Source organism: Stappia sp. ES.058, from assembly GCF_900105595.1.
GTDB lineage: Bacteria > Pseudomonadota > Alphaproteobacteria > Rhizobiales > Stappiaceae > Stappia.
On record NZ_LT629784.1, the window covers coordinates 3,298,843 to 3,323,585 of the forward strand.

Consider the following 24,743-nt stretch of genomic DNA (forward strand, 5'->3'; position numbering starts at 1 on the left):
TGCAGCCGGGCGAAAACAGCAGGACGATCAGACTTGTCCGCCTCCGCGATCCCGGTCAGGATCGATAGTTGCGCCATCCTGCCAGCGACCCGGACCTCGTTACCCGAATCTGAAGTTCGTCTCATTGTCCGGCTCGCTCTGAACGAAACTCAGATTCAAAAGGGTGGCGAGCAAATATAGATTTCCAGTGTGGTTTTCGAATTTGAAATTCGCACCGGAGGTTGCCGCAGCATTTAGACGAATTTCAAATTCACCACACTCGAGGGTCGCCCTCCCGCGAAAAGCTGCTTGTCCCCAATGCCCGACAGCCCTGCCCCGAATTCTCCGCGCCCGCTGCTCGTCCGGCTGGTGCCGCTGCTGTTGGCCGCGGCGCTCCTGCTTGGCGCCAACGGCCTGGCGATGACCGTGATCGCGGTGCGCGCCCGCGATGGCGGACTGTCCGACACGATGATCGGCCTGTTCGGCTCGGCCTATTACGCCGGTTTCATCGCCAGCGTTCTGCTGGCCCCGGGGCTGGTCCGGCGCGTGGGTCACATCCGGGTCTTCACCGCGTTTGCCTCGCTTGGCGCGATCGCCGTGCTGGCCCTCCTGCTGAGCGATCCGGGACCCGTCTGGACCGGCTTGCGGTTCCTGAGCGGGGCGGCGTTTTGCGGCACCGCGATGGTGCTGGAAAGCTGGCTGAACGCACTTGCCTCGAACGCGGAGCGCGGCCGCATCCTGAGCATTTACCGGATTGTCGATCTGGCGGCGGTCACCGGCGGCCAGTTCCTGCTGCCGGCCTTCGGCGCCAACGGAACCGAGATCCTTGTCATCATCGCCCTGCTGTTTTGCAGCGCACTGATCCCGGTCTCATTGGCCCGCGAGGACAATCCGCCAATGGCCGAGAAAAGCGGCCCGGTGAACTTCCTCGCCCTGTGGACGATCTCCCCGGTCGCGGCCGCGGGCTGCCTGACCATCGGACTGACCAATGGCGCCTTCCGCACTGTCGGCCCCGTCTACGCACAGGCCGTCGGCCTCGGGACCGAGAGCCTGGCGTTCTTCATCAGCTTGTGGGTGATCGCCGGCGCGCTGTTTCAATATCCGCTCGGCTGGGCCTCAGACCGCATCGACCGGCGCTACGTGCTCCTGCTGGCGACCGCCGGCGCAGGCCTCTCCTGCGCGCTTCTGGCAGGCGTCGTCTCGCCGATCGCGATCTTCATCGGCGGCTTCCTCTTCGGCGGCTTCGCCCTGCCGCTCTATTCGCTCTCCGCCGCACATGCCAACGATCACGCGCGACCCGGGCAATTCGTCGAACTGGCCGCCGGCCTGACCATGTTCTTCGCCATCGGCGCGATGGCCGGACCGCTGGTTGCCTCGCTGGTGATGGAGCGCTTCGGCCCCTCGGCATTTTTCGTCTATACGGCAAGCCTGCATCTCGCCTTCGTCGGCTTTGTCATCCTGCGCCTGGCCTCACGCGATGCCGTCCCGGCCGAGCGCCGCAAACGCTTCGTCTGGCTTTTGCGCAACTCGCCGGCGATCTTCCGTCTTGCACGCACGGGTCGCAAAGCAGGGCGAAGCGCCAAACCCTGAAAATCGCTGGACCGGACGACGCATTTCCCGGCGAAAGACTCGTCAGGGCGGATCGGCTTGGGTATAGTCCGCGCGCTCTTCCCCGGTTCGCAGGCCGGGGATTTTCGTGTGCGCGGGTCCGGACCTCGGACCGCCATCATCATCCGCGCGGCGTATCACCGCGCACTGAACCTGTCGTCCGCGCCGGTCGTGACCGCGCGGTGTGGCTGAAACGCCTTTTAGGGAACGCGAATACCATGGCCAATGTCGTCGTCGTCGGATCTCAGTGGGGAGACGAGGGAAAAGGCAAGATCGTCGATTGGCTCTCCGAGCAAGCCGACGTCGTTGTCCGCTTCCAGGGCGGACACAACGCCGGCCATACGCTGGTGATCGACGGGGTCAGCTACAAGCTGTCGCTTCTGCCCTCCGGGGTCGTGCGCGGCAAGCTCTCGGTGATCGGCAACGGCGTCGTCATCGACCCGCATGCGCTGGTCGCGGAGATTGCACGTCTCGCCGACCAGGGCGTGACCGTCTCGCCGGAAACGCTGGTCATCGCCGGAAACGCGACCCTCATCCTGTCGCTGCATCGCGAACTCGACGCCCTGCGCGAGAACGCGGCCGCTGCCGGGACCAAGATCGGCACCACCAAGCGTGGCATCGGCCCGGCTTATGAAGACAAGGTCGGACGGCGCGCGGTGCGTGTCATGGATCTGGCGAATCTCAAGACGCTGCCGGCCAAGATCGAGCGCCTGCTCACCCATCACAACGCCTTACGGCGCGGTCTGGGCGAACCCGAGATCGATCCGGCCACGATCTTTTCCGAACTGGAAGCGGTCGCCGACGCACTTCTCCCCTACATGGGGACGGTCTGGACGCTCCTCGACAACGCAAGGCGCGACGGCAAGCGCATCCTGTTCGAAGGCGCGCAGGGCACGCTGCTCGACATCGACCACGGCACCTATCCATTCGTGACCTCGTCGAACACGGTGTCGGGCCAGGCGGCCGCCGGCAGCGGCCTCGGCCCCGGCGCCGTCGGCTATGTGCTGGGCATCACCAAGGCCTATACGACCCGCGTCGGCGAAGGCCCCTTCCCGACCGAGCAGGACAACGAGGTCGGTACTTTTCTCGGCACCCGCGGCCATGAATTCGGAACGGTCACCGGTCGCAAGCGGCGCTGCGGCTGGTTCGACGCGGTCCTGGTCCGCCAGTCGTGCTGCATCAATGGCATCAACGGCATTGCGCTGACGAAACTTGACGTTCTCGACGGGCTGGACGAGATCAAGATCTGCGTTGCCTATGAGCTGGACGGCGAGCGGATCGACCATCTTCCGGCATCGCAGGGCGCTCAGGCACGGGTGAAGCCGATTTACGAAACCCTTCCGGGATGGAAGGAATCGACCGAAGGTGCGCGCAGCTGGGCTGATCTTCCGGCACAGGCCGTGAAATATGTGCGCCATGTCGAGGAACTGATCGGGGCGCCGGTCGCGCTCCTGTCGACCTCCCCCGAACGAGATGACACAATCCTTGTCCAGAATCCGTTTCAGGATTAAGGCTTAAAAACAGGGTCCGCGAGTCGCGGCGGACCCGCTGCGGCGACGGCGAGTTGAGCATATGGCAGACTATTATCCGGTTTTGAAGAAGACCGTTGCTGCGCTTCCGGAAAACACCGGGGCAGCGCGACGGGAAATCTATCAGCGCGCTCGAAAAGCCATCGTCGCCCAGCTGAAAGGTTACGATCCTCCGCTGTCACCGTCGGAAATCACCGCCGAGCAGTTGCGCCTTGAGGAATCGATCCGCAAGGTCGAGGCGGAAGCCGCGCGTGAAACGCTGGGTTACAGCCAGCCGTCGTCCGCCGCGGCACCGGCGGCCGCTCCGAAACCGCCGGCCCCCAAGGCCCCGGATCAGGATGCGCCGGCCCCGAAGGCGACGACCGAACGCAGCACAGCCACACCTGCGCAAGGCCCCCCCGAACCGAAAGCCCCGGTCGCTGCTCCACGGATAGAGACGCCCCCCACCGCCGCAGCCGGTGAAGCGCCCGCTGGACCGGACACGCTGAAAAGCGCAATCGACGACGCCCGCAAGCTCGGCTCTGCAGCAGACAGCGCAGGTCGCAGCGCCCGCAATGCGCTCGACGGACAACACGGCGATACGCAAAAGCGTGAACCCACGCTCGCCACTCCGGAACCGGAAGCAGCCCCGTCCGGCCCCGCCGCACGGCGCAAGAGACCAAACGAGGTCGACGGGCACACGCTCTCCGGATCGGGGGGGCGTCCGTTGCCGCCGATCGACAGTGCGACACACGGGTCGCGCCTGCCGACACTCCTCGGCGGCATCGCGCTGCTGCTTCTCGTCGTCGGCATTGGAGCCGTCGGCTATTCGCAGCGCGACACCCTGAGCGCGTTCTTCGCAGCCGATGAGAGCACCACGACGGCGAGCGCTCCGGACGCGCAGGACACATCCGAGACACCCGAGGAAACGGAAGGCTCCCGCAAGAACGCAGCCCGCCTCCTGGACAACGGGGAAACCGCGATCGCGCCCGACGCGCGCAGCGTCACCACCACCCGGATCACGCCCAACGACCCGCAGGACCCGCTCGCCCCTGGCGCGACACCCCAGCAGACGCCCGAAGAAACATCCGGCGTACGCAGCGTGACGCCGGAGGATCCGGCCGAGACAGACCAGCCGGAAATCAGCCAGGCGCCCCAACCCGCGGAGCCCTCCGCACCGGCTGAAGAGACCACCACGCCAGCCGAAGAAGCGACAGCACCGGCCGACCCCCCCGCGCCCTCGCAACCCGCGCCCGCGACGCAAGGTGCGCCGGTGGCGCAACGGGCCTTCCTCTATGAAGAGGGTGTGGAGTCGGGAAGCGCGGGACAGGCCTCGTCGGGACAGACCGTCTGGAGCGTCGGCGAGGAAACCATCGACGGACGCACGGAAACAGTGCTGCGCATGCGCATCGAGGTGCCGGAGCGCAGCATCGTGGCAAACCTGTCACTGCGGCCGAACCGCGACGACACACTCCCGGCCAGCCATCTGCTCGAGGTCCGTTTCGAGCTGCCGCAGAATTTCACGGGCCAGGGCGTCGCAGAGGTCCCGGGTCTTGTCATGAAGACAACCGAAGAAGCCCGCGGAGACGCACTCATCGGCGCCTCCGTCAAGGTTGCCGACGGGTTCTTCTGGGTCGCGCTGTCGAACATTCCGGACGAACGCGAACGCAACCTGACGCTTTTGCAGGAACGCGGCTGGATCGATCTTCCGATGCTCTACGAGAACCGCAAGCGCGCCATCCTGACGCTGGAAAAGGGCACGCCGGGAACGCGCGCCGTCGAACAGGCGGTCACCGCCTGGCGCTCGGAATAGGCAGAGCCCCGCTTTGCTGGCCCGCCGCCACGGCGGGCGCATGAGACGCGACATGCAAAAGGCCGGATGGATCCCCATCCGGCCTTTTTTCCAGCAACATCACGCAAGCGGCAGCGCGATGCAGGCAGCCCTTGCCGCTCAGAAGCGCAGCGGCTTGGCCTGCTTGACATGCGGCAACGCGGAGATGCGCTCCAGCACGGGACCGGGCACCGGTCCATCGACCTCGACGAGGCAAATCGCCTCGGCGCCCGCGGACGTTCGCCCGAGGTTGAAGGTCGCGATGTTCACGCCCGCATCGCCAAGCACGGAGCCGAGATCACCGATGAAACCCGGCTTGTCCTCATTGGTGACATAGAGCATGTGGGCGCCAAGCTCGGCCTCCATGTTGATGCCCTTGACCTGGATGATCCGCGGCTTGCCGTCGGAAAACACGGTGCCGGCAACAGAGCGTTCCTGGCGGTCGGTGGTCACCGTGAGACGAATGTAGTTCTCGTAGGCACCGGCCTGCCCACGCCGCACCTCTTCCACCTTGATGCCCCGCTCACGCGCGAGAACCGGTGCGGAGACCATGTTGACGGTCTGAAGCAGCGGCTGCAGCACGCCCGTCAGCGCTGCGGCGGTGAGCGCCTTGACGTTCATCTCTGCAACATCGCCCTCATATTCCAGGCGAACGCCGGAAAGCCCCGTTTCCGTCAACTGACCGGCGAAAGAGCCGAGCAGTTCGGCAAGCCTCACGAAGGGCACCAGACGCGGCGCCTCTTCCGCCGTGATCGAGGGCATGTTGAGCGCATTGGAAACCGCGCCCTTGATCAGGTAGTCGGACATCTGCTCGGCCACCTGAAGCGCGACGTTTTCCTGCGCCTCACTGGTGGACGCGCCCAGGTGCGGTGTGCACACGAGGTTCGGCGCACCGAAGAGGGCATTCTGTGACGCGGGTTCCTCGACAAAGACATCGACGCCCGCGCCGCCGACCTTGCCGCTGTCGAGACCCGCACGCAAAGCCGTCTCATCAACCAGGCCGCCGCGCGCGCAATTGATAATGATCACGCCATTGCGCATCTTCCCGATCGCGTCGGCGTCGATGATGTTCCGCGTCTTGTCGGTCAGCGGCGTGTGCAGGGTGATCGCATCGGCCCGGGCGAACAGCGTTTCCAGCTCGACCTTCTCGACACCCAGCGACAGCGCCCGTTCTTCCGACAGAAACGGGTCGAAGGCGACGACCCGCATCTTCAGCCCGATGGCGCGTTCCGCAACAATCGAACCGATGTTGCCGCATCCGATCAGGCCGAGCGTCTTGGAGGTCAACTCGGTGCCCATGAACTTCGACTTTTCCCACTTCCCGGCCTGCGTCGAGGCATCGGCTTTGGGAATCTGCCGGGCTACGGCGAACATCATCGCGATGGCGTGTTCGGCCGTGGTGATGGAATTGCCGAAGGGCGTGTTCATGACGATCACGCCCTTGGCGCTGGCCGCCGGAATATCGACATTGTCGACGCCGATGCCCGCGCGCCCCACCACCTTCAGCCGGTGCGCGGCCGCAATCAGCTTGTCGGTGACCTTCGTGGCCGAACGAATGGCCAGGCCATCGTATTGGTCGATGACGGAGAGCAATCGCTCCTTGTCCTTGCCGATGTCGGGCTGATAGTCGACCTCCACGCCACGCGACTTGAAGATGTCGACGGCAGCGGCGGAAAGCTTGTCGGAAATCAAAACCTTGGGCGCCATGTCGGGGCCTCCTTGCCGGGTCGGCATGCGACAGCGCATTTTACGCGCCGCAACCGACCGCCAATGTCGAAATGCTTGAAATGAGCGGGACGACGGCCAATCAGGCGGCCGTCTCCAGCGATGCAATCTGTGTGGCGAAGGCCCAGTCGAGCCACGGCAGCAGCGCCTCGACGTCCGCCGTCTCGACGGTCGCCCCGCACCAGATCCGAAAGCCGCTCGGCGCATCGCGGTATGCGCCGATGTCATAGGCGACACCGCCCTGATCCAGCGCAGTTGCCATTGCCTTGGCGAAAGCCGCCTGACCTGCAGAATCGAGCGACGCGACCCGCTCGTCCACGATCTTGAGGCACACAGAGGTGTTGGAACGCGTTGCCGGATCTTCGGCCAGGAAATCGACCCAGGAGGTGCGTGCGACCCAATCTGCAACCGCACCGGCATTGGCATCGGCACGGGCGACGAGTGCCGGCAAGCCGCCGATCGCGCGCGCCCAATTCAGGGCATCGAGATAATCCTCCACGCAAAGCATCGACGGCGTGTTGATGGTCTCGCCCTTGAAGATGCCCTCGATCAGCTTTCCACCCTTGGTGAGGCGGAAGATCTTCGGCAAGGGCCAGGCAGGAGTGTGGCTCTCGAGCCGCTCCACGGCGCGCGGGCTGAGGATCAGCATGCCATGGGCCGCTTCCCCGCCCAGAACCTTTTGCCAGGAAAAGGTCACGACATCGAGCTTGGCGAAATCGAGCGTCTGCGCGAAGGCGGCCGACGTGGCGTCGCAAATCGTCAGGCCCTCGCGGTCGGCCGGGATCCAGTCGGCGTTCGGCACGCGCACACCGGAGGTGGTGCCGTTCCAGGTGAAGATCACATCGCGGGAGAAGTCGACTGCGCCAAGGTCCGGCAGCTTGCCGTAACCGGCGTCCAGAACGCGCGCGTCATCGAGTTTCAGTTGCTTGATGGCATCGGTCACCCAGCCCGCGCCAAAGCTCTCCCAGGCGAGAAGATCGACGCCGCGCGGTCCAAGCAACGACCACATGGCCATCTCGACCGCGCCGGTGTCGGACGCGGGCACGATGCCGATCCGATAATCGTCGGGAACGCCCAGAACCGCACGCGTGAGGTTGATCGCCTCGGCGAGTTTCGCCTTGCCGGGCCTGGCCCGGTGAGAGCGCCCGAGCGGCGCGTCTTCAAGTGCGGAGGGAGACCAGCCGGGGCGCTTGGCGCAGGGGCCGGAAGAAAAACGCGGATTTTCCGGCCGCGTGGCCGGTTCATGCAAGTTGCTCATCTGCTACCCTTCCAGATAGAAGCCCCTCGTTGGGGAGGGGTGTCCCACCTACGGACTTATCGGAAGGACAGAGGCGGCGCAAGCTTGCAAAAAAGACGAAATCCAACTGAGACGAACCGCCGCAAACGAAAAAGGCCGGGCGATGTGCCCGGCCTTTTCGACAAGAACCCTAAAACGATCAGTATTTGGTGATGATCGGATCGGGAATGTAGCTCGGCGTCGAATTGAACGTGTAGCGGGCACCGACGCGGAATTCATGCGCCTGCAGATCCTCATAACGGATCTTGCGCGACGGATTCGCACCGCCCGTGCTGAAGCTCCTCGAATAGACGTTGCCGACGTTGAGATACCGATAGCCCGCGTCGATCGACCAGTTTTCGTCGATGGCATAGGAGCCGCCGGCCATAAGTGCCCAGGCGAAGTTCCAGGTGCTGTCGCCGGGATAGGAGCCTCGCGCACCATCGGGGTTCGCGAACTTGATGTTGTCCACGGTCAGATATGACGCGCCGACACCGGCACCGACATAGGGTGTGAAGCCGCGCCATGTTCCGATATCAACATAGCCGTTCAGCATGAACGTCAAAATGTCGATGTCGGCCGTCTCCGTGGAAACGCCGGCCGTTCCGCCGACACCGCATGTCGTGCAAGGAGCATAGCCCGTGACCGTGGCGGGGAACTCATAGTCGACCGTAAGATCGGCACGCAGGAAGTCGGAGAACTTGTAACCGACACCGGCACCGATCATGCCCGTATCGTTCATCTTCTCATTTCTGAAGTCGAGAGCACCGTAGCCGATGCTCGGAGCTTGATACACCTTGTAGCCGATGTCGCCACGAAGATACCATCCACCGGAGACGACAGGCACCTGCGGTACATGTTCGATCACCGGAATTGGCATATCCGCCGCGTGAACAGCTGACGAGACGATCATCGCGACGCCAGCCAGGCAAAATTTTGTAAAATGGCTGCTCATGTCTCGGTCCTCGTTGGATAGCGTCCGAAAAGTCTGTTCTTGCCGGCCGCGCACGTGAAACACGAGGGTAGAATTGCTGAAAATACTTAAGAGCCACTTAACCCTAAAAATTAACCGCGATTTTTTACCTTAACGAAAAGTAAAAAATTTTAGTTTCCTTGCGTCTTGCGACGGTTCCCCACTTCTTTTGGTTACCAATTGGTGAAGATCGCGCAATCACGCCATGTCCGCTCATTTTACGGTCACAAGAGCGGGTATTCTCGGGACGGGACATCAACGCGCATGCGCGACCTCAGGCGGCCGCGTGTGTCACCGCATCGACGATCCGGTCGACGACCCCGGCAAGCACATCCTGGTTGTCGGCCTCGCCCATAACCCGGATCAACGCCTCGGTGCCTGACGGTCGGATCACAAGACGGCCGGAATTGCCCAGCACCTTGCGCCCTTCCTCGATCACCGATTGGACATCCGGATTGTCGAGCGGAGCCGAGCCCTGATAGCGCACGTTCTTGAGGATCTGCGGAACGGGCTCGAACCGCCGGCACACCTCGGACACCGGGCGGCCAAGCTTGGAGACACAGGCAAGCACCTGAAGCGCGGCGACCAGTCCGTCCCCCGTCGTGGCGAAATCCGACAAGACGATATGTCCGGACTGTTCGCCTCCGACATTGAAGCCATGCTGGCGCATGTGCTCGACCACATAGCGGTCGCCGACCCGGGTGCGGGCAAGGCTCAGGCCAAGCCCGTCGAGATAGCGCTCGAGGCCGAGGTTGGACATGACCGTCGCGACGATACCGGAGGCCGAAAGACGGCCGTCTTCAAGCCAGGACTGCGCAACCACGGCCATCAGCTGGTCGCCATCGACGACCTCGCCGTTTTCGTCGACGATGATGACCCGGTCGGCATCGCCATCGAGCGCAATGCCGATATCCGCGCGCACCTCATGCACCTTTCGGCACAGCGCCTCGGTGTCCGTCGATCCGCAATTGAGGTTGATGTTGTAGCCGTCCGGCTCGTCGCCGATGGCGATCACGTCCGCGCCCAACTCCCACAGCGCTTCCGGGGCAACCTTGTAGGCCGCGCCATTGGCGCAATCGACGACAATGCGCAGACCGGACAGGCTCATCTCGCGCGGCAGCGTACGCTTGGCGAACTCGACATAGCGATCGCGCATCCCGTCGATACGACGCGCCCGGCCGAGCTTCGACGGGGACACCAGCATGGTATCCGAATCGCGCTCGATCAAAACCTCGATCTCCTTCTCGACCGCATCCGACAGCTTGTAGCCGTCCGGGCCGAAAAACTTGATCCCGTTGTCATGATAGGGGTTGTGCGACGCGGAAATCATCACGCCCAGATCGGCGCGTACGGAGCGCGTCAGCATGGCGACCGCTGGGGTCGGCATCGGGCCGAGCAGAAGAACATCGAGACCGACCGACGTGAAACCGGCCACCAGCGCATTCTCGATCATGTAGCCCGACAGGCGCGTGTCCTTGCCGATCACGACACGGTGCCGATGCGCGCCGTTGCGAAAGGAAACGCCCGCGGCCATGCCGACCTTGAGCGCGATATCTGGGGTCATCGGGGCCCGATTAGCGGTCCCGCGAATTCCATCCGTTCCGAAATATTTGCGTGTCATGAGAACCCTGTCACGTCCTGCGGACCCGCCTGCAAGGCGGAAAAAGCCGGCTGCGCGGGCATAAATTCCGCACGCTCACCCGTTTCAGTAGCATCATCATCATGCAAACAGGTTCAAATTTTGTTTTCGCCCGTAACAAAACGGCCCGGCGGGGAGGCCGCCGGGCCGTGCATGTCATCCGATACCGTGATTCACATCAGCCCTGCGGCTGAGGCTCCATGCCGCCGCTGGGCTGGTCGCCCTCGTCACGGCGCTTTGCGCCGGTTTTCGGCACCGCCGAAACCCGGGTTGGGGGAGCATCGTCGTCGGTATCGCGCACCGGCGGCTTGCCGTCGAGCAGGCCCTGGATTTCATCCCCGGACAGGGTCTCATACTCGAGCAGGCCATTGGCGATCGCGTGCAACTGGTCTTCGTGATCGCCGAGGACGCGCTTGGCCGTCTCGTAGCCTGTGTTGACGAAGGCCTTGATCTCCGCATCGACAATGCGCTGCGTGTCTTCCGACACGTGCTGGTTCTTGGCGACGGAATGGCCGAGGAACACCTCTTCCTGGTTCTCGCCGTAGAGCAGCGGACCGAGCTTGTCCGACATGCCGAACTGGGTCGCCATGGCACGCGCCAGCTTGGTGGCCATCTGGATGTCCCCCGAGGCGCCCGAGGTGACCTTCTCGTAGCCGAAGATCATCTCTTCCGCCACGCGGCCCCCCATGGCAACCGCGAGATCGGCCTTGCACTTCGCGCGGGTCAGCGACACCTGATCCTTCTCCGGCAGGCGCATCACCATGCCGAGCGCCCGTCCGCGCGGGATGATCGTCGCCTTGTGGATCGGATCGGAGGCCGGCATGTGCAGCGCGACCAGCGCATGGCCCGCCTCGTGATAGGCGGTGAGCTTCTTTTCTTCCTCGGTCATCACCAGGGTGCGGCGTTCCGCGCCCATCATGACCTTGTCCTTGGCGTCCTCGAACTCCGCCATCGTCACCAGACGCTTTCCGCGCCGTGCGGCCAGAAGGGCCGCCTCGTTGACGAGGTTCATCAAATCCGCGCCGGAAAAGCCCGGCGTGCCGCGCGCCAGCGTGCGCACATTGACATCCGGCGCCAGCGGCACCTTGCGCATGTGCACCTTAAGGATCTTCTCGCGGCCCGTGACATCCGGATTGGGAACGACGATCTGGCGGTCGAAACGGCCCGGACGCAGCAAGGCGGGATCGAGCACATCGGGACGGTTCGTCGCGGCAATGATGATCACGCCTTCGTTCGGCTCGAAGCCGTCCATCTCGACGAGCAACTGGTTGAGCGTCTGCTCGCGCTCGTCGTTACCGCCGCCAAGACCGGCGCCACGATGACGACCGACCGCGTCGATCTCGTCGATGAAGATGATGCAGGGCGCATTCTTCTTCGCCTGCTCGAACATGTCGCGCACCCGGCTGGCGCCGACACCGACAAACATCTCGACGAAGTCGGAACCCGAGATCGTGAAGAACGGCACGTTCGCCTCGCCGGCGACGGCACGCGCTGTGAGCGTCTTGCCGGTGCCCGGAGGCCCGACCAGCAGCACGCCGCGCGGGATACGGCCACCGAGCCGCTGGAACTTCTGCGGATCGCGCAGGAATTCGACGATCTCCTGGAGATCTTCCTTCGCCTCGTCGATGCCGGCGACGTCCTCGAAGGTAACGCGTCCGTGCGCCTCGGTCAGGAGCTTGGCCTTGGACTTGCCGAAGCCCATCGCCTTGCCGCCGGCTCCGCCCTGCATCTGGCGCATCACGAAGATCCAGATCCCGAGAATGATCAGCATCGGGAACCAGGAGATCAGCGCACCCAGAAGCGAGAAGTTCTCCGAGGGAGGCTGTGCGGTGATCCGAACGCCCTTGGAGCGCAGCATCTCCACATATTGCCCTGCCGATTCCGGCGCATAGGACTGGAAAGTCTCGCCGCTCGTGTACTGGCCGGAAACCTGCTGACCCTGGATGGTGACCTCCCGGACGTCCCCCTGTTCCGCCTGGTTCAGGAACTGGGAGAACGGGATGTTGTTCGTCTCAGCCCGCTGGCCAGGGTTCTGGAACAGCTGAAAAAGGGCGATCAGCAGCAGGCCGATGATGATCCACAGAGCGAAATTGCGAAAATTGGCGTTCATTGCGTTTCCTTCACCGCGGGCGCGCGGCGGTCTGCGCCGGGGACGATAAGCATAGACTGCAAGATAGGTCTCACAGGCGGGACTGCCAAGGTGACACGCGAGATTTGCATCAAACCCCTCTCATTTTCCTTAAGTCGGTCCTGAATGCAGCGGATTTAAGGAATTTCCGGTGGATCCCGGCTCCTTTATCAACGGCAGGAGTGAAATCGCAATGCCGGCCGGCGGCATGTCCGGACCGAAACCGGGACAATATGGCGCAACGCCCTCGCGCAGGACGCAGGGTGCGGTGTCGAACGCCTGCGCCGGCCAGTCCGCCGGCGTGGCGGTGCGCCAGGATCCGGTCTCGCGATCCGTGATGTCGGCGCGCGCAACAACCTCGACCGTCTCGAGCGTCGTGACTGAAATGGCAAACCGCCTGTCCCAGTTCCACACTCCGGGCCCCTCCACGGTCAACGGCCCGGGCGGCACGCGGCCATGTTCGCGCCAGACCAGAAGCGAAGACTTCGTTCTCCGGATCACCGCACCGGCAAGCGTTGCCTGCACATCCGGCGCGCGCGCGAGGTCGCCCAGGAGACGCTCCAGCTTCTCGATCCGCGGCGGATAGACCTGTCCGCCCACCCGTTGCAAGAGAAGGGATACCAGCCGTAGCAAGACCTCTTGCGGCAAGGATTGCAGGGTGGAAACCGGCAGGCGCACCGGTCCGGCCGGATGAACCTGCGCATGACCTGCAAGCACGTCGCCCACCCACACATCAAGCGCCGATGCCGCACGCGCCATGCGCATGGCCGTGTGTTCAAGCCGGGCGGGCGTAAGCCCTTCGGCTGCAAGCTCTGGCATCAGCCGCCGCATGCCAACCCTCGCATAGGCGGGATCGTCGTTCGAGGGATCCTCGCACCACGACACCCCGCGCGCCACAAGCGTTGCGACAAGGCGTGTTTTCTCCACGCCCAACAATGGGCGCAAGATCAGGGCTCCCTCGCGCCTCGCCGATGGCGCCATTGCAGAAAGGCCATAGACCCCGCTCCCGCGCGCCAGTCTCAACAGGAAGGTCTCGGCCTGATCGTCACGGTGATGGGCCAGGACGAGTGCATCGCCTCCGGCCGCGTGCAAGGCTTCCCTCATCAGCGCGAAGCGCGCATCACGCGCTCCGGCCTGGCGATTGGAGGCCGGCTTCTCCCCGGTCCATTTCAGGACACGGCATGCAAGCCCGTGCGCCCGGGCGAGCACGGCGACCGTTTCCGCTTCGTGCGCCGCTTCCGGGCGCAGGCCGTGATCAACGGTGAAAACGCACATGTCGGGTGCATCGGCCGTTCGTTGCCGCCATTCGGCCAGAAGAACCATGAGAGCAACGGAATCCGCGCCGCCGGAAACGGCAATGCCGATCTTCCGGTGTCCGCAGAGCGGACGAAACAGGTGGTTCGCCTCGTCGGGGCCGATGCCAGGGAATGTCTCAGGCGCAACCACTGCTCTGCTTCTGGGCCTGGGCCTCGGCACGAACCGATGTCGGTGCTCCGGGATATTTGGTCAGGAGTTCGGAAAAGGTCGCGCAGGCGGCATCGGTCTGTCCGATGCCCCGCAGCGAAAGACCCAGCTTGAGCAGGCTGTCGGTCACCTTGGCGCTGTCGGGATAGTCGGTATAGCTCTTCAGGAACGCATCCGCGGCTTCCCGGTACTGCTTGCGCGCGTAGTGGCTCTCGCCCAGCCAGAATTGCGCATTCGCAGCCTGAGGGTCGTTCGGATTGGCATCAAGGAACGCACGGAACCCGCGCTCAGCCGCATCGTAGTCTCCCGCCAGAATAAACGAATAGGCCGCATCATATTGTGACCGGGGAGACCCCGATGACAGTGCGGCCATTTCGTTCCCGCTGGAAACGCCCGGCGGAACATCGGCGCTGCCGGCCTCTCCCGATTGCGTGGAAAAATTCCCGCCGGTCCCGCGCGCCAGCGCGGAGAGGTCGAGCGGTCCGCCGCTGCCGCCTTCCTGATAGCCCCCCTCTGCCGCAAACTCCGCGTCGCCCGAACCGGCATCGGCCGGGAGCTGGCCGAGCGTACCGGTCGCCCGGCCGTAGCTCCCCCCGTCATCGATGCTTCCGGCGAGCCCTTGCGTGTCTGATGAGGATGGCGATTGGGCGTCGGAGCGTTTGCCCTCGCCCTGTTCCAGTTGCTGAAAGCGGTATTCGTTGTCTTCCTGCATGCGCCGGATTTGGTCCTGAAGCTGGCGGATCTGGAAGTTGAGCTGCTCGACCTGACCGGTCAGCGTGCGCATCTGCTCCTCCACCTGATTGAGGCGCACCGCCGCCTGACCGTCATCGCGCGACCCGAAGAGCTGCGCCTTGGCCGGCAGCGAAACAAGGCTGAGCGCGAACACCGTCGCGATCGCGGTCTTCAGGATGTGACAGACGAACGAGCGCGGCCGCACATGCGTCCCGCGCCGACGTCGCTCAAATCCGGTGAGACCGGATCTGGTGGACATTGAAAATTCCATGCATCTCCTCCGCCCCGACGGGGTCGCTGTCGTCTCTTGCGCGGCTGCACGCGCCGACCACGGACGCGACACCGGGTCGCCCGGCGCCTTTCCTCAAGACCGTTGCGCCCGTGCCGGACAAAGAGACGAAGTTCGAATTCAGGTGACTATCACAGGGCGCTGCGAGTTCGGCCAAATTTTGACGCGAGCAGACCGGGCAGGCAACCGCCGCGGGCAAAACACGAAAACGGCCGGATGCGCCAAGCGCTTCCAGCCGCTTCGAAGTCTTTCCGCGTGGCGACGCAATCAGCTGCCGGCGTTGTTCAGCACCGTGACCGCCCGACGGTTCTGCGTCCAGCAGGATTCGTCGTTGCAAACGGCAACCGGACGTTCCTTGCCATAGGAAATCGTCTTGACGCGGCTTGCCGAAATCCCGCGCGAGACGAGATAATCGCGCACAGCGTTGGCGCGACGCCCACCAAGGGCGATGTTGTACTGACGCGTGCCGCGCTCGTCGGCATGGCCTTCGATCGTGACCGTGTAGCGACCGTAGCTCTGCAGCCACTGGACCTGCTTGTTTAGCGTCGCCGTCGCCTGTGCCGACAAGGTCGTCTGGTCCTCGGCAAAGAACACGCGGTCACCGACATTGACGACGAAGTCCTGGCCGGTGCCCGGCTGGACATTGCCCGTCAGACCGTCCGGCTTGGTCTGTGCGCAGGCGGCGAGCAACAGCGTGCCCGCGACGACGGCGGCGAAACGTACGCCCCGTCCCTGCATCCCGAAATGCATCATGAATTCCTACTCCTGATCCCCACGGCCCCGACAGGGTAAACGCTTTTACAGCAAAACTGGTTAAGCCGCCGTTGAGCAACGTGGTTAAGATTTCCTTGCACGACCCGTGGCGCGCGCAGGCTGCATCGTATCGTTTGATGCGTCGCGCGATCCGGCCAGACCCAGATCTATCGCCGACAAGCCTATCCCGGCAGGGCTATTCCAGCAAGGGAGACCAGGCCGGATCCGAGGCGAAGGCCGGCGCCGGCAACCGCTGTTCGTTGTAGCCGGTCAGATCAACGGTCCACAATTGCGGCCCGCCATTGGCGCCCGGCGTCTCCCGGAAGAACACCAGAACCCGTCCGTTCGGAGACCAGGCCGGCCCCTCGTTGTGATAGCCTTCGGTCAGAATGCGTTCGCCGGATCCGTCCGGCCGCATCACGCCGATCATGAAGCGCCCCTTGTGCATCTTCGTGAAGGCGACGAGGTCTCCGCGCGGGGACCAGACCGGGGTTGAATACCGTCCCGGCCCGAAACTGATGCGCTGCGGGTTTCCGCCATTGGCGTCCATCACGTAGAGTTGCTGGGACCCGCCGCGGTCGGATTCGAACACGATCCGCGCACCATCCGGCGAATAGGACGGACTGGTGTCGATCGCCGACGTGTTTGTCAGCCGGGTCGTGCGGCGCGAGCGCAGATCCATGACGAAGATGTTGGCATTGCCGCCCTGCTGCAGGCTCATCGCCACCTTCTGCCCGTCGGGCGAAAAGCGCGGTGCAAAGGTCATGCCCGGGAAATTTCCGACGACCTCGCGCTGGCCCGTCTCGATGTTGAGCAGATAGACCTTCGGGTCGGCCCCGTCATAGGCCATGTAGGTGACTTCCTGACGCGACGGAGAAAAGCGCGGCGTGAGCACCAGGTCGTTGCCATTCGTGAGGTAGCGCACATTGGCGCCGTCCTGGTCCATGATCGCCAGCCGCTTGACGCGCTTGTCCTTCGGCCCCGTCTCGTCGACGAACACGATGCGCGTGTCGAAGTAGCCCTTCTCGCCGGTCAGACGCTCGTAGATCGCATCCGCGATGATATGGGCCATCCGCCGCCAGTTGTCGGAGGTGGTGTAGAACTGCTGCCCGAGCATCTGCTGGCCGGCGAAGACGTCCCACAAGCGGAACTCCGCGCGAATGCGCCCGTCGGACTGGCGTTCGATCGCGCCGACCACGAGCGCCTGCGCGCCGATCGGCCGCCAGGAGGCGAACTGCGGCGGCGCGCCCGTGCTTACGTTCTTCTCGATGAAGCTTGACGGATCAAGCGTGCGAAACAGGCCGGACCGGCCGAGATCCGCGCTGATTACCTCGGAAATCTGTGTCGCCAGGTCGGCATCGTTGCCCTGGCCGGAAAAAGCAGGGATCGCGATCGGCAAGGGTTCGATGTTGCCCTGCGTGACGTCGATCTCCACCACGGCCTGCGCCGGGCTCGGCGGCAGGAGCGCTAGACTGCCGATCGTCGCGGTAAACAGCATCGCAACGGCGGACAACACACGGGCTGTGGCACGTCCAACGGCCCGCCGCGGCTTCACGCTTGGCTTCATCGCTCGAGGCTCCATCATGCGAGGCTCCCATTCGGCGCGACCGCGCGCGCCGCCTTATGCAGTATCATGTTTCCGGGCGCGGCCGGAACCGCATCCGTAAGGGAAAGGTCCCGGCTGGCTGTCCGACATATCATCCGCCCAACAGGTCCCGGGGGTCGAAGTTGATGATGACTTCACGCCAGGATTCGTATTTCTCGCGCGGCAGCGAATAGGGCGCACAGCGCAAGACCGCCCGCCGCGCGCTTTCCGCCGCGATCGTGAACGACGGGTTGCCGCTGGAATTCAGCACCTCGGGACGCTGTTCGACATCGCCTGACGACGTCAGGAAAACCTTGAGCCGCACATTGAGGTCGGACGCACCAGCCGTTCCCGCAGGCGGGCTCCAGCATTGCGAAATCTGACCGCGCAACGCATCGAGTTCCGACTGGCTCATCGTCACGTTGCTCAGCCCCTCACGGCTGCCGAGCGAGGCGGGCGTGTCGGAGGACGACGGCGCACCACCGCCCGCAGGTTCCACCTTGTTCAAAAGCGCCGCGATCTGGTTGGGATTGAAGTCCTTTGGCGGCTCGGAGCGCGGCGGCGGAGTCGGTTTGCTTCGCGGTCGCGCGGACGCCGGCAACGGCGGCGGTGCTTCGGCCACCTGCGGTTCCGGTTCCGGCGCAGGTGCGGGCTCCGGCTCGGCTTCCACCGGAAGCGGCTCGGGAGGCGCGGGCTCCGGTGGCGCAGGCTCGGGCGGGGCCGGTTCCGGGGGCGGCGTGGGAGCGGGAGCCGGCGTCGGTTCCGGCGTCGCTTCGTTTGGCTGTTGTGCGGCGACTTCCGCCGGCGGCGTTTCTGGATCGGGCTCCGGTACGGGCTTTTCCGACGGCCTTGTCGCCTCGATCTCGCGGATTTCCGCGTCCTTCTCGCCGATCCGCAAGCGCGTGAGTTCCGAGATCGGGACGAGATCCACGGGAAGCGTGTCCACCGGACCGACATCGAACGGGCGCGCTTCGGGAAATGACACCACTCCCCAAACCAGCACGGCCAAATGGCCGCCGATCGATGCGATCAGACCGACGCGCATTACCCGAAAAGGCTCCTCATCTACTGCTGCTCTTCCAGTGTCACGAGACCGAGCCGCTTGTAGCCAGCCGCATTGATCCGTCCCATGACGCGCATGATCGTGCCGTAGTCGGCGTTCTCGTCACCGCGCACGAAGATCCGTTCATCATAGCCGTTCTGGGCAATCGCCTCGAGCGTCGGGATCACCTCATCGGCGGCGACTTCCGTATCCTGCATGAAAATGCGCCCGTCGGCGGCAATCGAGATCGTGATCGGCTCGGTCGCGCCCTCGAGCGGATTTGCCTGCGTCTCCGGCAGGTCGAGCGGCACGCCCACGGTCAGGAGCGGGGCCGCGACCATGAAGATGATCAGGAGCACCAGCATCACGTCGACGAAAGGCGTGACGTTGATCTCGCTCATCGGCTGATGGCGACGGCGCCGCCGCCGACGTCCACCGCCGTGGTCGTCCGATGCGCCGAGCTGCATCATGGCTCAGCTCCTCTCGTCGATCTGACGCGACAGGATCGCGGAAAACTCGTCCGCGAAGCCTTCCATGCGTGCAGCGAGCTTGCCGGCGTCGGCGGAGAGCTTGTTGTAGGCGATCACGGCGGGAATGGCGGCCAGCAGGCCGAGCGCCGTTGCCAGCAGCGCCTCTGCGATGCCGGGCGCCACGACCGCGAGATTGGTGCTCTTGGAGGCCGCTATTGCCTGAAAGCTGGTCATGATGCCCCAGACAGTGCCGAAAAGACCGATGAAGGGGGCGGCCGAACCCACGGTCGCCAGCACCATCAGCCGCGCCTCGAGGCGTTCCGCCTCGCGCGCGATGGTCACATCCATCACCCGGTCGATGCGCTGGCGCAGACTGGCGATGGCCGGTCGCGCGCCCTCGTGGCTGCGTTTCCATTCACGCATCGCCGCGATGAACAGCGCCGACATCGAGTGGTTCGCCCGTCCCGACAGCGTGCGATAGAGTTCCTCCAGCGACTGACCGGACCAGAATACGGTCTCGAACCTGTTCATCTGCCGCTTGGTGCGCACGAACAGCAGCCATTTGTCGACGATGATCGCCCAGCACCAGATGGAAGCGCCCACAAGTCCGATCATCACCAGCTTGACGACAAGATGCGCCTCAAGGAAAAGCGCGAAGAACGACATGTCGCCCTGGGGTGCGGCGAGGGTCGTTTGTGCAAGTTCTACGGGATTCATTATATAATTGGACCTCTTGCCCGATGCCATCGGCACGTCTGCCGGATCGGCCGCCGGTTGCCCGCCATCCGGACGCACCGTCCGGACCAGTCATGTTCGCTGAGTCACCCGCCTCAATGGCGAGCGATTTTGGCGAAACTGGGACTGTATCCGCCGAATTTCTCCGGCATTAAGCAGGCGTTAAGGTTACTGCACGGTTAAGACGAACGCTTTGGCGATCGCGAATTCCATCGCCGCCAGACCTCAGCCGGCCGCGGACGGGCCGCCCAGACGGGCGGCAAGCTGCTCCGGCAGACGGCGCGGGCGTCCCTCCGCGGAAATGACGGCAACCGTGACACGGGCGGAAAACAGCGGGGTCTCCGCGCGGCGCACCTCCTGCGCCAGGCAAAGCCTTGCCCCGCGCGCGCTTTCAAGCCGCGTGACAACCTCCAGCGCGTCGTCGATGCGCGCCGGCGCGAGAAAATCGATCTCCATCCGCCGCACGGCGAAGGCCAATGCCTCGCCATGCACCCCGTCGTTCAAGTCTGAGTGATGCACCCCGCAAAGCCGCAGGAAATCGGAACGCCCGCGCTCGATGAACTTCAGATAGGCCGCGTGATAGACAACACCGGTAAAATCCGTGTCTTCATAATAGACCCGGACCGGAAGGACATGACCGTCTGCCGTCAGTCGCCCGGCGAGATCGGGCCAGGGATCCGGCTCATCCCTCATTGCCGTCCCCGGTGAAGAGGCCCGGCTGCAGCGGATTGACGGCGCCGGGCACGGCAAGGCCAAGATGCTGAAAAGCTGTCGGCGTCAGGATGCGCCCGCGCGGCGTGCGCTGGATGTAGCCCTGCTGGATAAGATAAGGCTCCACGATCTCCTCGATCGCGTCGCGCGGCTCGGAGAGCGCGGCCGCGATGGTCTCGATGCCGACCGGCCCGCCACCGAATTTCAATGCGATCTGGTTGAGATAGCGGCGGTCGAGCTGGTCGAGCCCGGCGCTGTCCACCTCGAGTTGGGTCAGCGCCTTGTCGGCGATGCCCGCATCCACCGTTTCCTGCCCATCGACAACCGCGAAATCGCGGACCCGGCGCAACAACCGCCCGGCGATGCGCGGCGTGCCGCGCGCTCGGCGTGCGATCTCGCGTGATCCGTCGGCGCTCATGCCGATCCCGAGCAGACGCGCGCCGCGCGTCACGATCAACTCGAGTTCCTCGGTGGTATAGAACTGCAGCCGCACCGGAATGCCGAACCGGTCGCGCAAGGGCGTCGTCAAAAGCCCGAGACGCGTCGTCGCCGCCACCAGCGTGAACTTCGCCAGATCGATCTTGACGGAACGCGCCGCCGGCCCCTCGCCGATGATGAGATCGAGCTGGAAATCCTCCATCGCCGGATAGAGCACTTCCTCCACCGCCGGATTGAGCCGGTGGATCTCGTCGATGAAGAGCACGTCACGCTCTTCCAGGTTGGTAAGCAGGGCCGCGAGATCGCCGGCCTTGGCGATCACCGGCCCCGAGGTCGCCCGGAAATTGACGCCGAGCTCGCGCGCCATGATCTGCGCCAGCGTCGTCTTGCCGAGCCCGGGCGGGCCGACGAACAGCACGTGATCCAGTGCCTCGCCGCGGGCCTTGGCCGCGCCGATGAACACCTTGAGATTGGCGCGCGCCTGCGCCTGGCCGACGAAATCGTCGAGCACCTGCGGGCGCATCGTCGTGTCGATTTCATCGCCGCGAACCTCTGACGTCACCAGGCGCGGGTCGGTCTCGCTCATGCGGAGAGCTCCTTGAGGCCGAGACGGATCAGCGTCGCGGTGTCGGCCCCCTCGCCGGCCGACTTGACCGCCTTGGAGACGGCCGCACTCGCCTGCGCGGAGGGGTAGCCGAGGTTGACCAGCGCCGACACCGCATCGCCGACCGCCGAGGACGCGCCGCTTGACGCCTGCTGGGAAACGGAGATCGTGCCCTGATCGACGCTGGCATAGGCCGGCGCCTTGCTCTTCAACTCACCGACGATGCGCTCGGCCACCCGCTTGCCGATGCCGGGCGTGCGGGTGATCGCGGCCGTGTCGCCCAGCGCGATGGCATTCGCGACCTCCGACGCCGACATCACGCCGAGCGCCGCCAGCGCCACCTTGGCGCCGACGCCCTGAACGGTCATCAGCAGCTGGAACCAGGCCTGTTCGGCGCGCGAGGAAAACCCGTAGAGCCGGATCATGTCCTCGCGCACGATGGTCTCGATGAAAAGAACCGCAGCCTCGCCGGGCGACGGCAGGCCCTGCAGCACGCGCGCCGGGCAATAAACGAGATAGCCGACGCCGCCGACATCGAGGATCACATGATCCTCGCCGAGCTCGTCGACACGGCCCTTGAGCTTTCCGATCATCAGGCAAGACCCTCCGCAATCCGGGCAATGGCGCGCGCGCCGCGATGCTGTGCGTGGCAGATGGCGATGGCCAGCGCGTCGGCCGCATCATCGGAGTTGAAGGTGGCCTTCGGCATCAGCACCTTCACCATCATCCGGATCTGGTCCTTGTCCGCATGACCCGTCCCGACAACGGTCTTCTTGACGAGATTGGGCGCATATTCCGACACGGCAAGGCCGTTGAGGGAGGGAACGAGCAACGCGATCCCGCGCGCCTGGCCGAGCTTCAAGGTCGCGCCGGCGTCCTTGTTGACGAAGGTCAGTTCCACCGCTGTCTCGTCGGGCCGGCTCTCGGCGACCACCTCCTGCAGCCCGTCGTGCAACTGGCGCAACCGGTCGGCCAGGGTCTTGCGGTTGTCGGAGATCACCGTTCCGCTGGCAAGGAAGGTCAGCCGGTTGCCGCTGGCGGCGATCAGGCCCCAGCCGGTGCGGCGCAAGCCAGGATCAATTCCCAGAATTCGAATCGGCGCTGTCATGGAACAAAGCGGTAACGCCAATCGCACGCCGTGACCAGAGGCAGCACCGGCAAGCGGCCGTTTTCCCGCCCGCATGACAGCGGGATACGCGGCAACGCGGGCTTGCCTTTCGCCGTGCTTGCAGTTCCACTGGGCGCTCGCAATTCTCCAGCATTTGTTCCACTCTGGCCCGGGGCTTCGCCGGCGGCCTCACACACTCGAACGGAGCGACATGAAGACAGCTCTCGCTGACCTATTCGCGCAGCTGCCAGAGCCTGGAACGCTGGCGCTGCTTGTTGGGGCAATCGCGCTGGCCGGCGCGGTGCGGGGGTTTTCCGGCTTCGGCGCGGCGATGATCTTCATGCCCGTCGCCTCCACGGTGATCGATCCGGCCGCCGCCGCCGCCGGCTTTCTGCTGCTCGACACGCTGGTGACCCTGCCGTTGCTCGCGGGCGCCGTTCGGCGTTGCGACTGGTCGACCGTGCTTCCCGCCTGCATCGGCGCGATGATCATGGTGCCGCTCGGCGCCGCGATCCTCGCCCGCGCGGACACGCTGGCGCTGAGATGGAGCCTCTCGGTCATCGTGCTCGCCGCGCTGGCGCTTCTGGTTTTCGGCTATCGCTACACGCGCGCGCCCGGCCGGCTGGCCTCCGTGGCTGTGGGCGCCTTCGCCGGGCTTTTGTCCGGCGTGTCGCAGGTCTCCGCGCCGCCCGTCGTCGTCTTCTGGGCCGCCGGCCCGAAACCGCCGTCGGTGATCCGCGCCAATCTCATCGCCTTCTTCGCTGTCGTGGGCGTCTCGGTCTTCGTCGCCTTTCTCTACAACGGCTTTTACTCGCGCGCCGTGATCGCACTCTTCCTTGTGCTTGCGCCGGTCTACGGACTGGCGATCTATGGCGGAGCGCGCGGCTTCGGAACGGCATCGCCGCAGGCCTACCGTCCGGTGGCCTACGGGATCATCCTGTTTTCCGCGATCTCGAGCCTTCCGCTGCTCGATCCCTGGCTGCGGTAGGCGTGGCCCCTCAGGCGGCGCGCACGGTCTGGATCAGCTCGCGCATGCGACCCATAAAGATCGCGGATGCAAGAATTGAGCGCGGCGGAATGCTCGCGCACCCGGACCGTTCTGCAGGAGGCTTGCGAGGGGTCGCGGAAGATTTCCCCGGTTCGAAATTCTCGTCGAAACCACGCTCAAAACAAAACCGCCGGCAGAGCGGGCGGCCTTCAGATTTCGAATATTCAGACGTTCCGGGAACGTCAGGCCGCCGTCAGGCTCGCCAGGGTCTCGTCGTCGATGTCGTAGTTGGCAAAGACGTTTTGCACGTCGTCGTCGTCCTCGAACATGGCGATCAGCTTGAACATCGTCTGCGCCTTGTCCGCATCGAGCGGGGTGAGGTTTTGCGGCTTCCAGATCGCTTTCACGGTTTCGGCCTCGCCGAGCGCCGCCTCGAGCGCCTTGGACACGTCGCCGAGATCCTCGAAGGCACAGATGATGGTGTGGCTTTCCGCGTCCGACTGGACATCTTCGGCACCGGCTTCGATCGCCGCTTCCAGCATCTCGTCGGCACTGCCGGTCGAAGCCGGATAAACGATCTCGCCAACACGGTCGAACATGAAGGCAACGGACCCGGTCTCGCCCATCGATCCGCCGCACTTGCTGAAATAGGAGCGCACGTTCGACGCCGAGCGGTTGCGGTTGTCGGTGAGAAGCTCGACGATCACCGCAACACCGGCCGGTCCATAGCCCTCGTAGCGGATCTCCTCGTAGTTGTCGCCCTCGCCGGCCTGGGACTTGTTGATCGCCCGCTGGATGTTGTCCTTGGGCATGGACTGGGCCTTGGCGTTTTGAACCGCCAGGCGCAGGCGCGGATTGGCGTTGATATCCGGCCCGCCCATCTTGGCCGCGACCGTGATCTCCTTCGACAGCTTGGAAAAGATCTTGGATCGGACCGCGTCCTGGCGGCCCTTGCGGTGCATGATGTTTTTAAACTGGGAATGTCCGGCCATGTCGTGTCCTGGTTCGTCGCTGCATCGCCCGAAAACCTCTACGGCGGCAATCGGGGGCCCCTCTGTGCGGGCCATCCCCGATGGCACTTGCGGCGCATCGTGCGAGCGACGACCGAAACCGGTCACGACGCGACGATACCCGATGCCGTTGGCAAAGCGCGGGCT

General features: G+C 64.6%; 21 protein-coding genes. 4 read left to right on the top strand and 17 right to left on the bottom strand.

Going from position 1 to position 24,743, the window contains the following annotated elements; all coding sequences use genetic code 11:
• The first annotated feature begins 297 nt into the window (after positions 1-297).
• From BLU32_RS15320 to BLU32_RS15330, 3 genes are all read left to right on the top strand, one after another.
• Positions 298-1,569 carry an MFS transporter gene (locus tag BLU32_RS15320; protein WP_093808368.1) on the top strand — a complete coding sequence of 424 codons (1,272 nt, stop codon included), beginning with the start codon at positions 298-300 and terminating at the stop codon, positions 1,567-1,569.
• Between the two features lie 236 nt (positions 1,570-1,805).
• The gene (locus BLU32_RS15325; RefSeq protein ID WP_093808370.1) at positions 1,806-3,098 is read left to right on the top strand and encodes an adenylosuccinate synthase; all 1,293 of its coding nucleotides are present in this window, start codon (positions 1,806-1,808) and stop codon (positions 3,096-3,098) included.
• Positions 3,099-3,159: 61 nt separating this feature from the next.
• Positions 3,160-4,908, top strand: a complete 1,749-nt coding sequence (locus BLU32_RS15330) for a hypothetical protein (protein ID WP_093808372.1) — start codon at positions 3,160-3,162, stop codon at positions 4,906-4,908.
• A 138-nt stretch (positions 4,909-5,046) separates the two neighbouring features.
• On the opposite strand, the gene serA is transcribed toward BLU32_RS15330, so the two are convergent.
• The 16 genes from serA to ruvC form a co-directional block, all read right to left on the bottom strand.
• Positions 5,047-6,633, bottom strand: a complete 1,587-nt coding sequence (gene serA / locus BLU32_RS15335) for a phosphoglycerate dehydrogenase (protein WP_093808374.1) — start codon at positions 6,631-6,633, stop codon at positions 5,047-5,049.
• Between the two features lie 100 nt (positions 6,634-6,733).
• Positions 6,734-7,909: a phosphoserine transaminase gene (locus tag BLU32_RS15340; protein WP_093808376.1), complete on the bottom strand. Its 1,176-nt coding sequence runs from the start codon at positions 7,907-7,909 to the stop codon at positions 6,734-6,736.
• Positions 7,910-8,087: 178 nt separating this feature from the next.
• The gene (locus tag BLU32_RS15345; RefSeq protein WP_093808378.1) at positions 8,088-8,882 is read right to left on the bottom strand and encodes an outer membrane protein; all 795 of its coding nucleotides are present in this window, start codon (positions 8,880-8,882) and stop codon (positions 8,088-8,090) included.
• Between the two features lie 292 nt (positions 8,883-9,174).
• Positions 9,175-10,521, bottom strand: coding sequence for a phosphoglucosamine mutase (gene glmM, locus BLU32_RS15350; protein ID WP_093808380.1), 1,347 nt, complete (start codon positions 10,519-10,521; stop codon positions 9,175-9,177).
• Positions 10,522-10,717: 196 nt separating this feature from the next.
• Complete coding sequence (gene ftsH / locus BLU32_RS15355) at positions 10,718-12,649, bottom strand: ATP-dependent zinc metalloprotease FtsH (protein WP_093808382.1); 1,932 nt, start codon at positions 12,647-12,649, stop codon at positions 10,718-10,720.
• A 129-nt stretch (positions 12,650-12,778) separates the two neighbouring features.
• Positions 12,779-14,113 (bottom strand): tRNA lysidine(34) synthetase TilS, encoded by a 1,335-nt coding sequence (gene tilS, locus BLU32_RS15360; RefSeq protein ID WP_093808384.1) that lies wholly within the window; start codon positions 14,111-14,113, stop codon positions 12,779-12,781.
• Positions 14,100-15,122 carry a tol-pal system protein YbgF gene (ybgF, locus tag BLU32_RS15365; protein ID WP_093811109.1) on the bottom strand — a complete coding sequence of 341 codons (1,023 nt, stop codon included), beginning with the start codon at positions 15,120-15,122 and terminating at the stop codon, positions 14,100-14,102. The genes tilS and ybgF overlap by 14 nt, the downstream gene beginning before the upstream one ends.
• 297 nt (positions 15,123-15,419) lie before the next feature.
• Positions 15,420-15,905 carry a peptidoglycan-associated lipoprotein Pal gene (gene pal, locus BLU32_RS15370; protein ID WP_093808386.1) on the bottom strand — a complete coding sequence of 162 codons (486 nt, stop codon included), beginning with the start codon at positions 15,903-15,905 and terminating at the stop codon, positions 15,420-15,422.
• Positions 15,906-16,101: 196 nt separating this feature from the next.
• A complete protein-coding gene (gene tolB / locus BLU32_RS15375; protein WP_172838633.1) occupies positions 16,102-17,403 on the bottom strand; it encodes a Tol-Pal system beta propeller repeat protein TolB in 1,302 nt (433 codons plus the stop codon).
• 199 nt (positions 17,404-17,602) lie between these two features.
• On the bottom strand, positions 17,603-18,535 hold the full coding sequence (locus BLU32_RS21865) for a cell envelope integrity protein TolA (protein ID WP_157727709.1): 933 nt from the start codon (positions 18,533-18,535) through the stop codon (positions 17,603-17,605).
• 20 nt (positions 18,536-18,555) lie between these two features.
• Positions 18,556-18,999 (bottom strand): protein TolR, encoded by a 444-nt coding sequence (gene tolR / locus BLU32_RS15390; protein ID WP_093811111.1) that lies wholly within the window; start codon positions 18,997-18,999, stop codon positions 18,556-18,558.
• A 6-nt stretch (positions 19,000-19,005) separates the two neighbouring features.
• Positions 19,006-19,719, bottom strand: a complete 714-nt coding sequence (gene tolQ, locus BLU32_RS15395) for a protein TolQ (RefSeq protein ID WP_093808390.1) — start codon at positions 19,717-19,719, stop codon at positions 19,006-19,008.
• 243 nt (positions 19,720-19,962) lie between these two features.
• Positions 19,963-20,430 carry a tol-pal system-associated acyl-CoA thioesterase gene (gene ybgC / locus BLU32_RS15400; protein ID WP_093808392.1) on the bottom strand — a complete coding sequence of 156 codons (468 nt, stop codon included), beginning with the start codon at positions 20,428-20,430 and terminating at the stop codon, positions 19,963-19,965.
• The gene (ruvB, locus tag BLU32_RS15405; RefSeq protein ID WP_093808394.1) at positions 20,420-21,472 is read right to left on the bottom strand and encodes a Holliday junction branch migration DNA helicase RuvB; all 1,053 of its coding nucleotides are present in this window, start codon (positions 21,470-21,472) and stop codon (positions 20,420-20,422) included. The genes ybgC and ruvB overlap by 11 nt, the downstream gene beginning before the upstream one ends.
• Positions 21,469-22,083 (bottom strand): Holliday junction branch migration protein RuvA, encoded by a 615-nt coding sequence (gene ruvA / locus BLU32_RS15410; RefSeq protein WP_093808396.1) that lies wholly within the window; start codon positions 22,081-22,083, stop codon positions 21,469-21,471. The genes ruvB and ruvA overlap by 4 nt, the downstream gene beginning before the upstream one ends.
• Positions 22,083-22,598, bottom strand: coding sequence for a crossover junction endodeoxyribonuclease RuvC (gene ruvC / locus BLU32_RS15415; protein WP_093808398.1), 516 nt, complete (start codon positions 22,596-22,598; stop codon positions 22,083-22,085). Before ruvC ends, ruvA begins: the two co-directional genes overlap by 1 nt.
• 211 nt (positions 22,599-22,809) lie before the next feature.
• Between ruvC and BLU32_RS15420 the strand changes: the two genes are divergently transcribed.
• Positions 22,810-23,586, top strand: a complete 777-nt coding sequence (locus BLU32_RS15420) for a sulfite exporter TauE/SafE family protein (protein ID WP_172838575.1) — start codon at positions 22,810-22,812, stop codon at positions 23,584-23,586.
• Positions 23,587-23,828: 242 nt separating this feature from the next.
• Here BLU32_RS15420 and BLU32_RS15425 read toward each other — a convergent pair whose 3' ends face one another.
• Positions 23,829-24,578 (bottom strand): YebC/PmpR family DNA-binding transcriptional regulator, encoded by a 750-nt coding sequence (locus BLU32_RS15425; RefSeq protein ID WP_093808400.1) that lies wholly within the window; start codon positions 24,576-24,578, stop codon positions 23,829-23,831.
• Positions 24,579-24,743 lie beyond the last annotated feature (165 nt).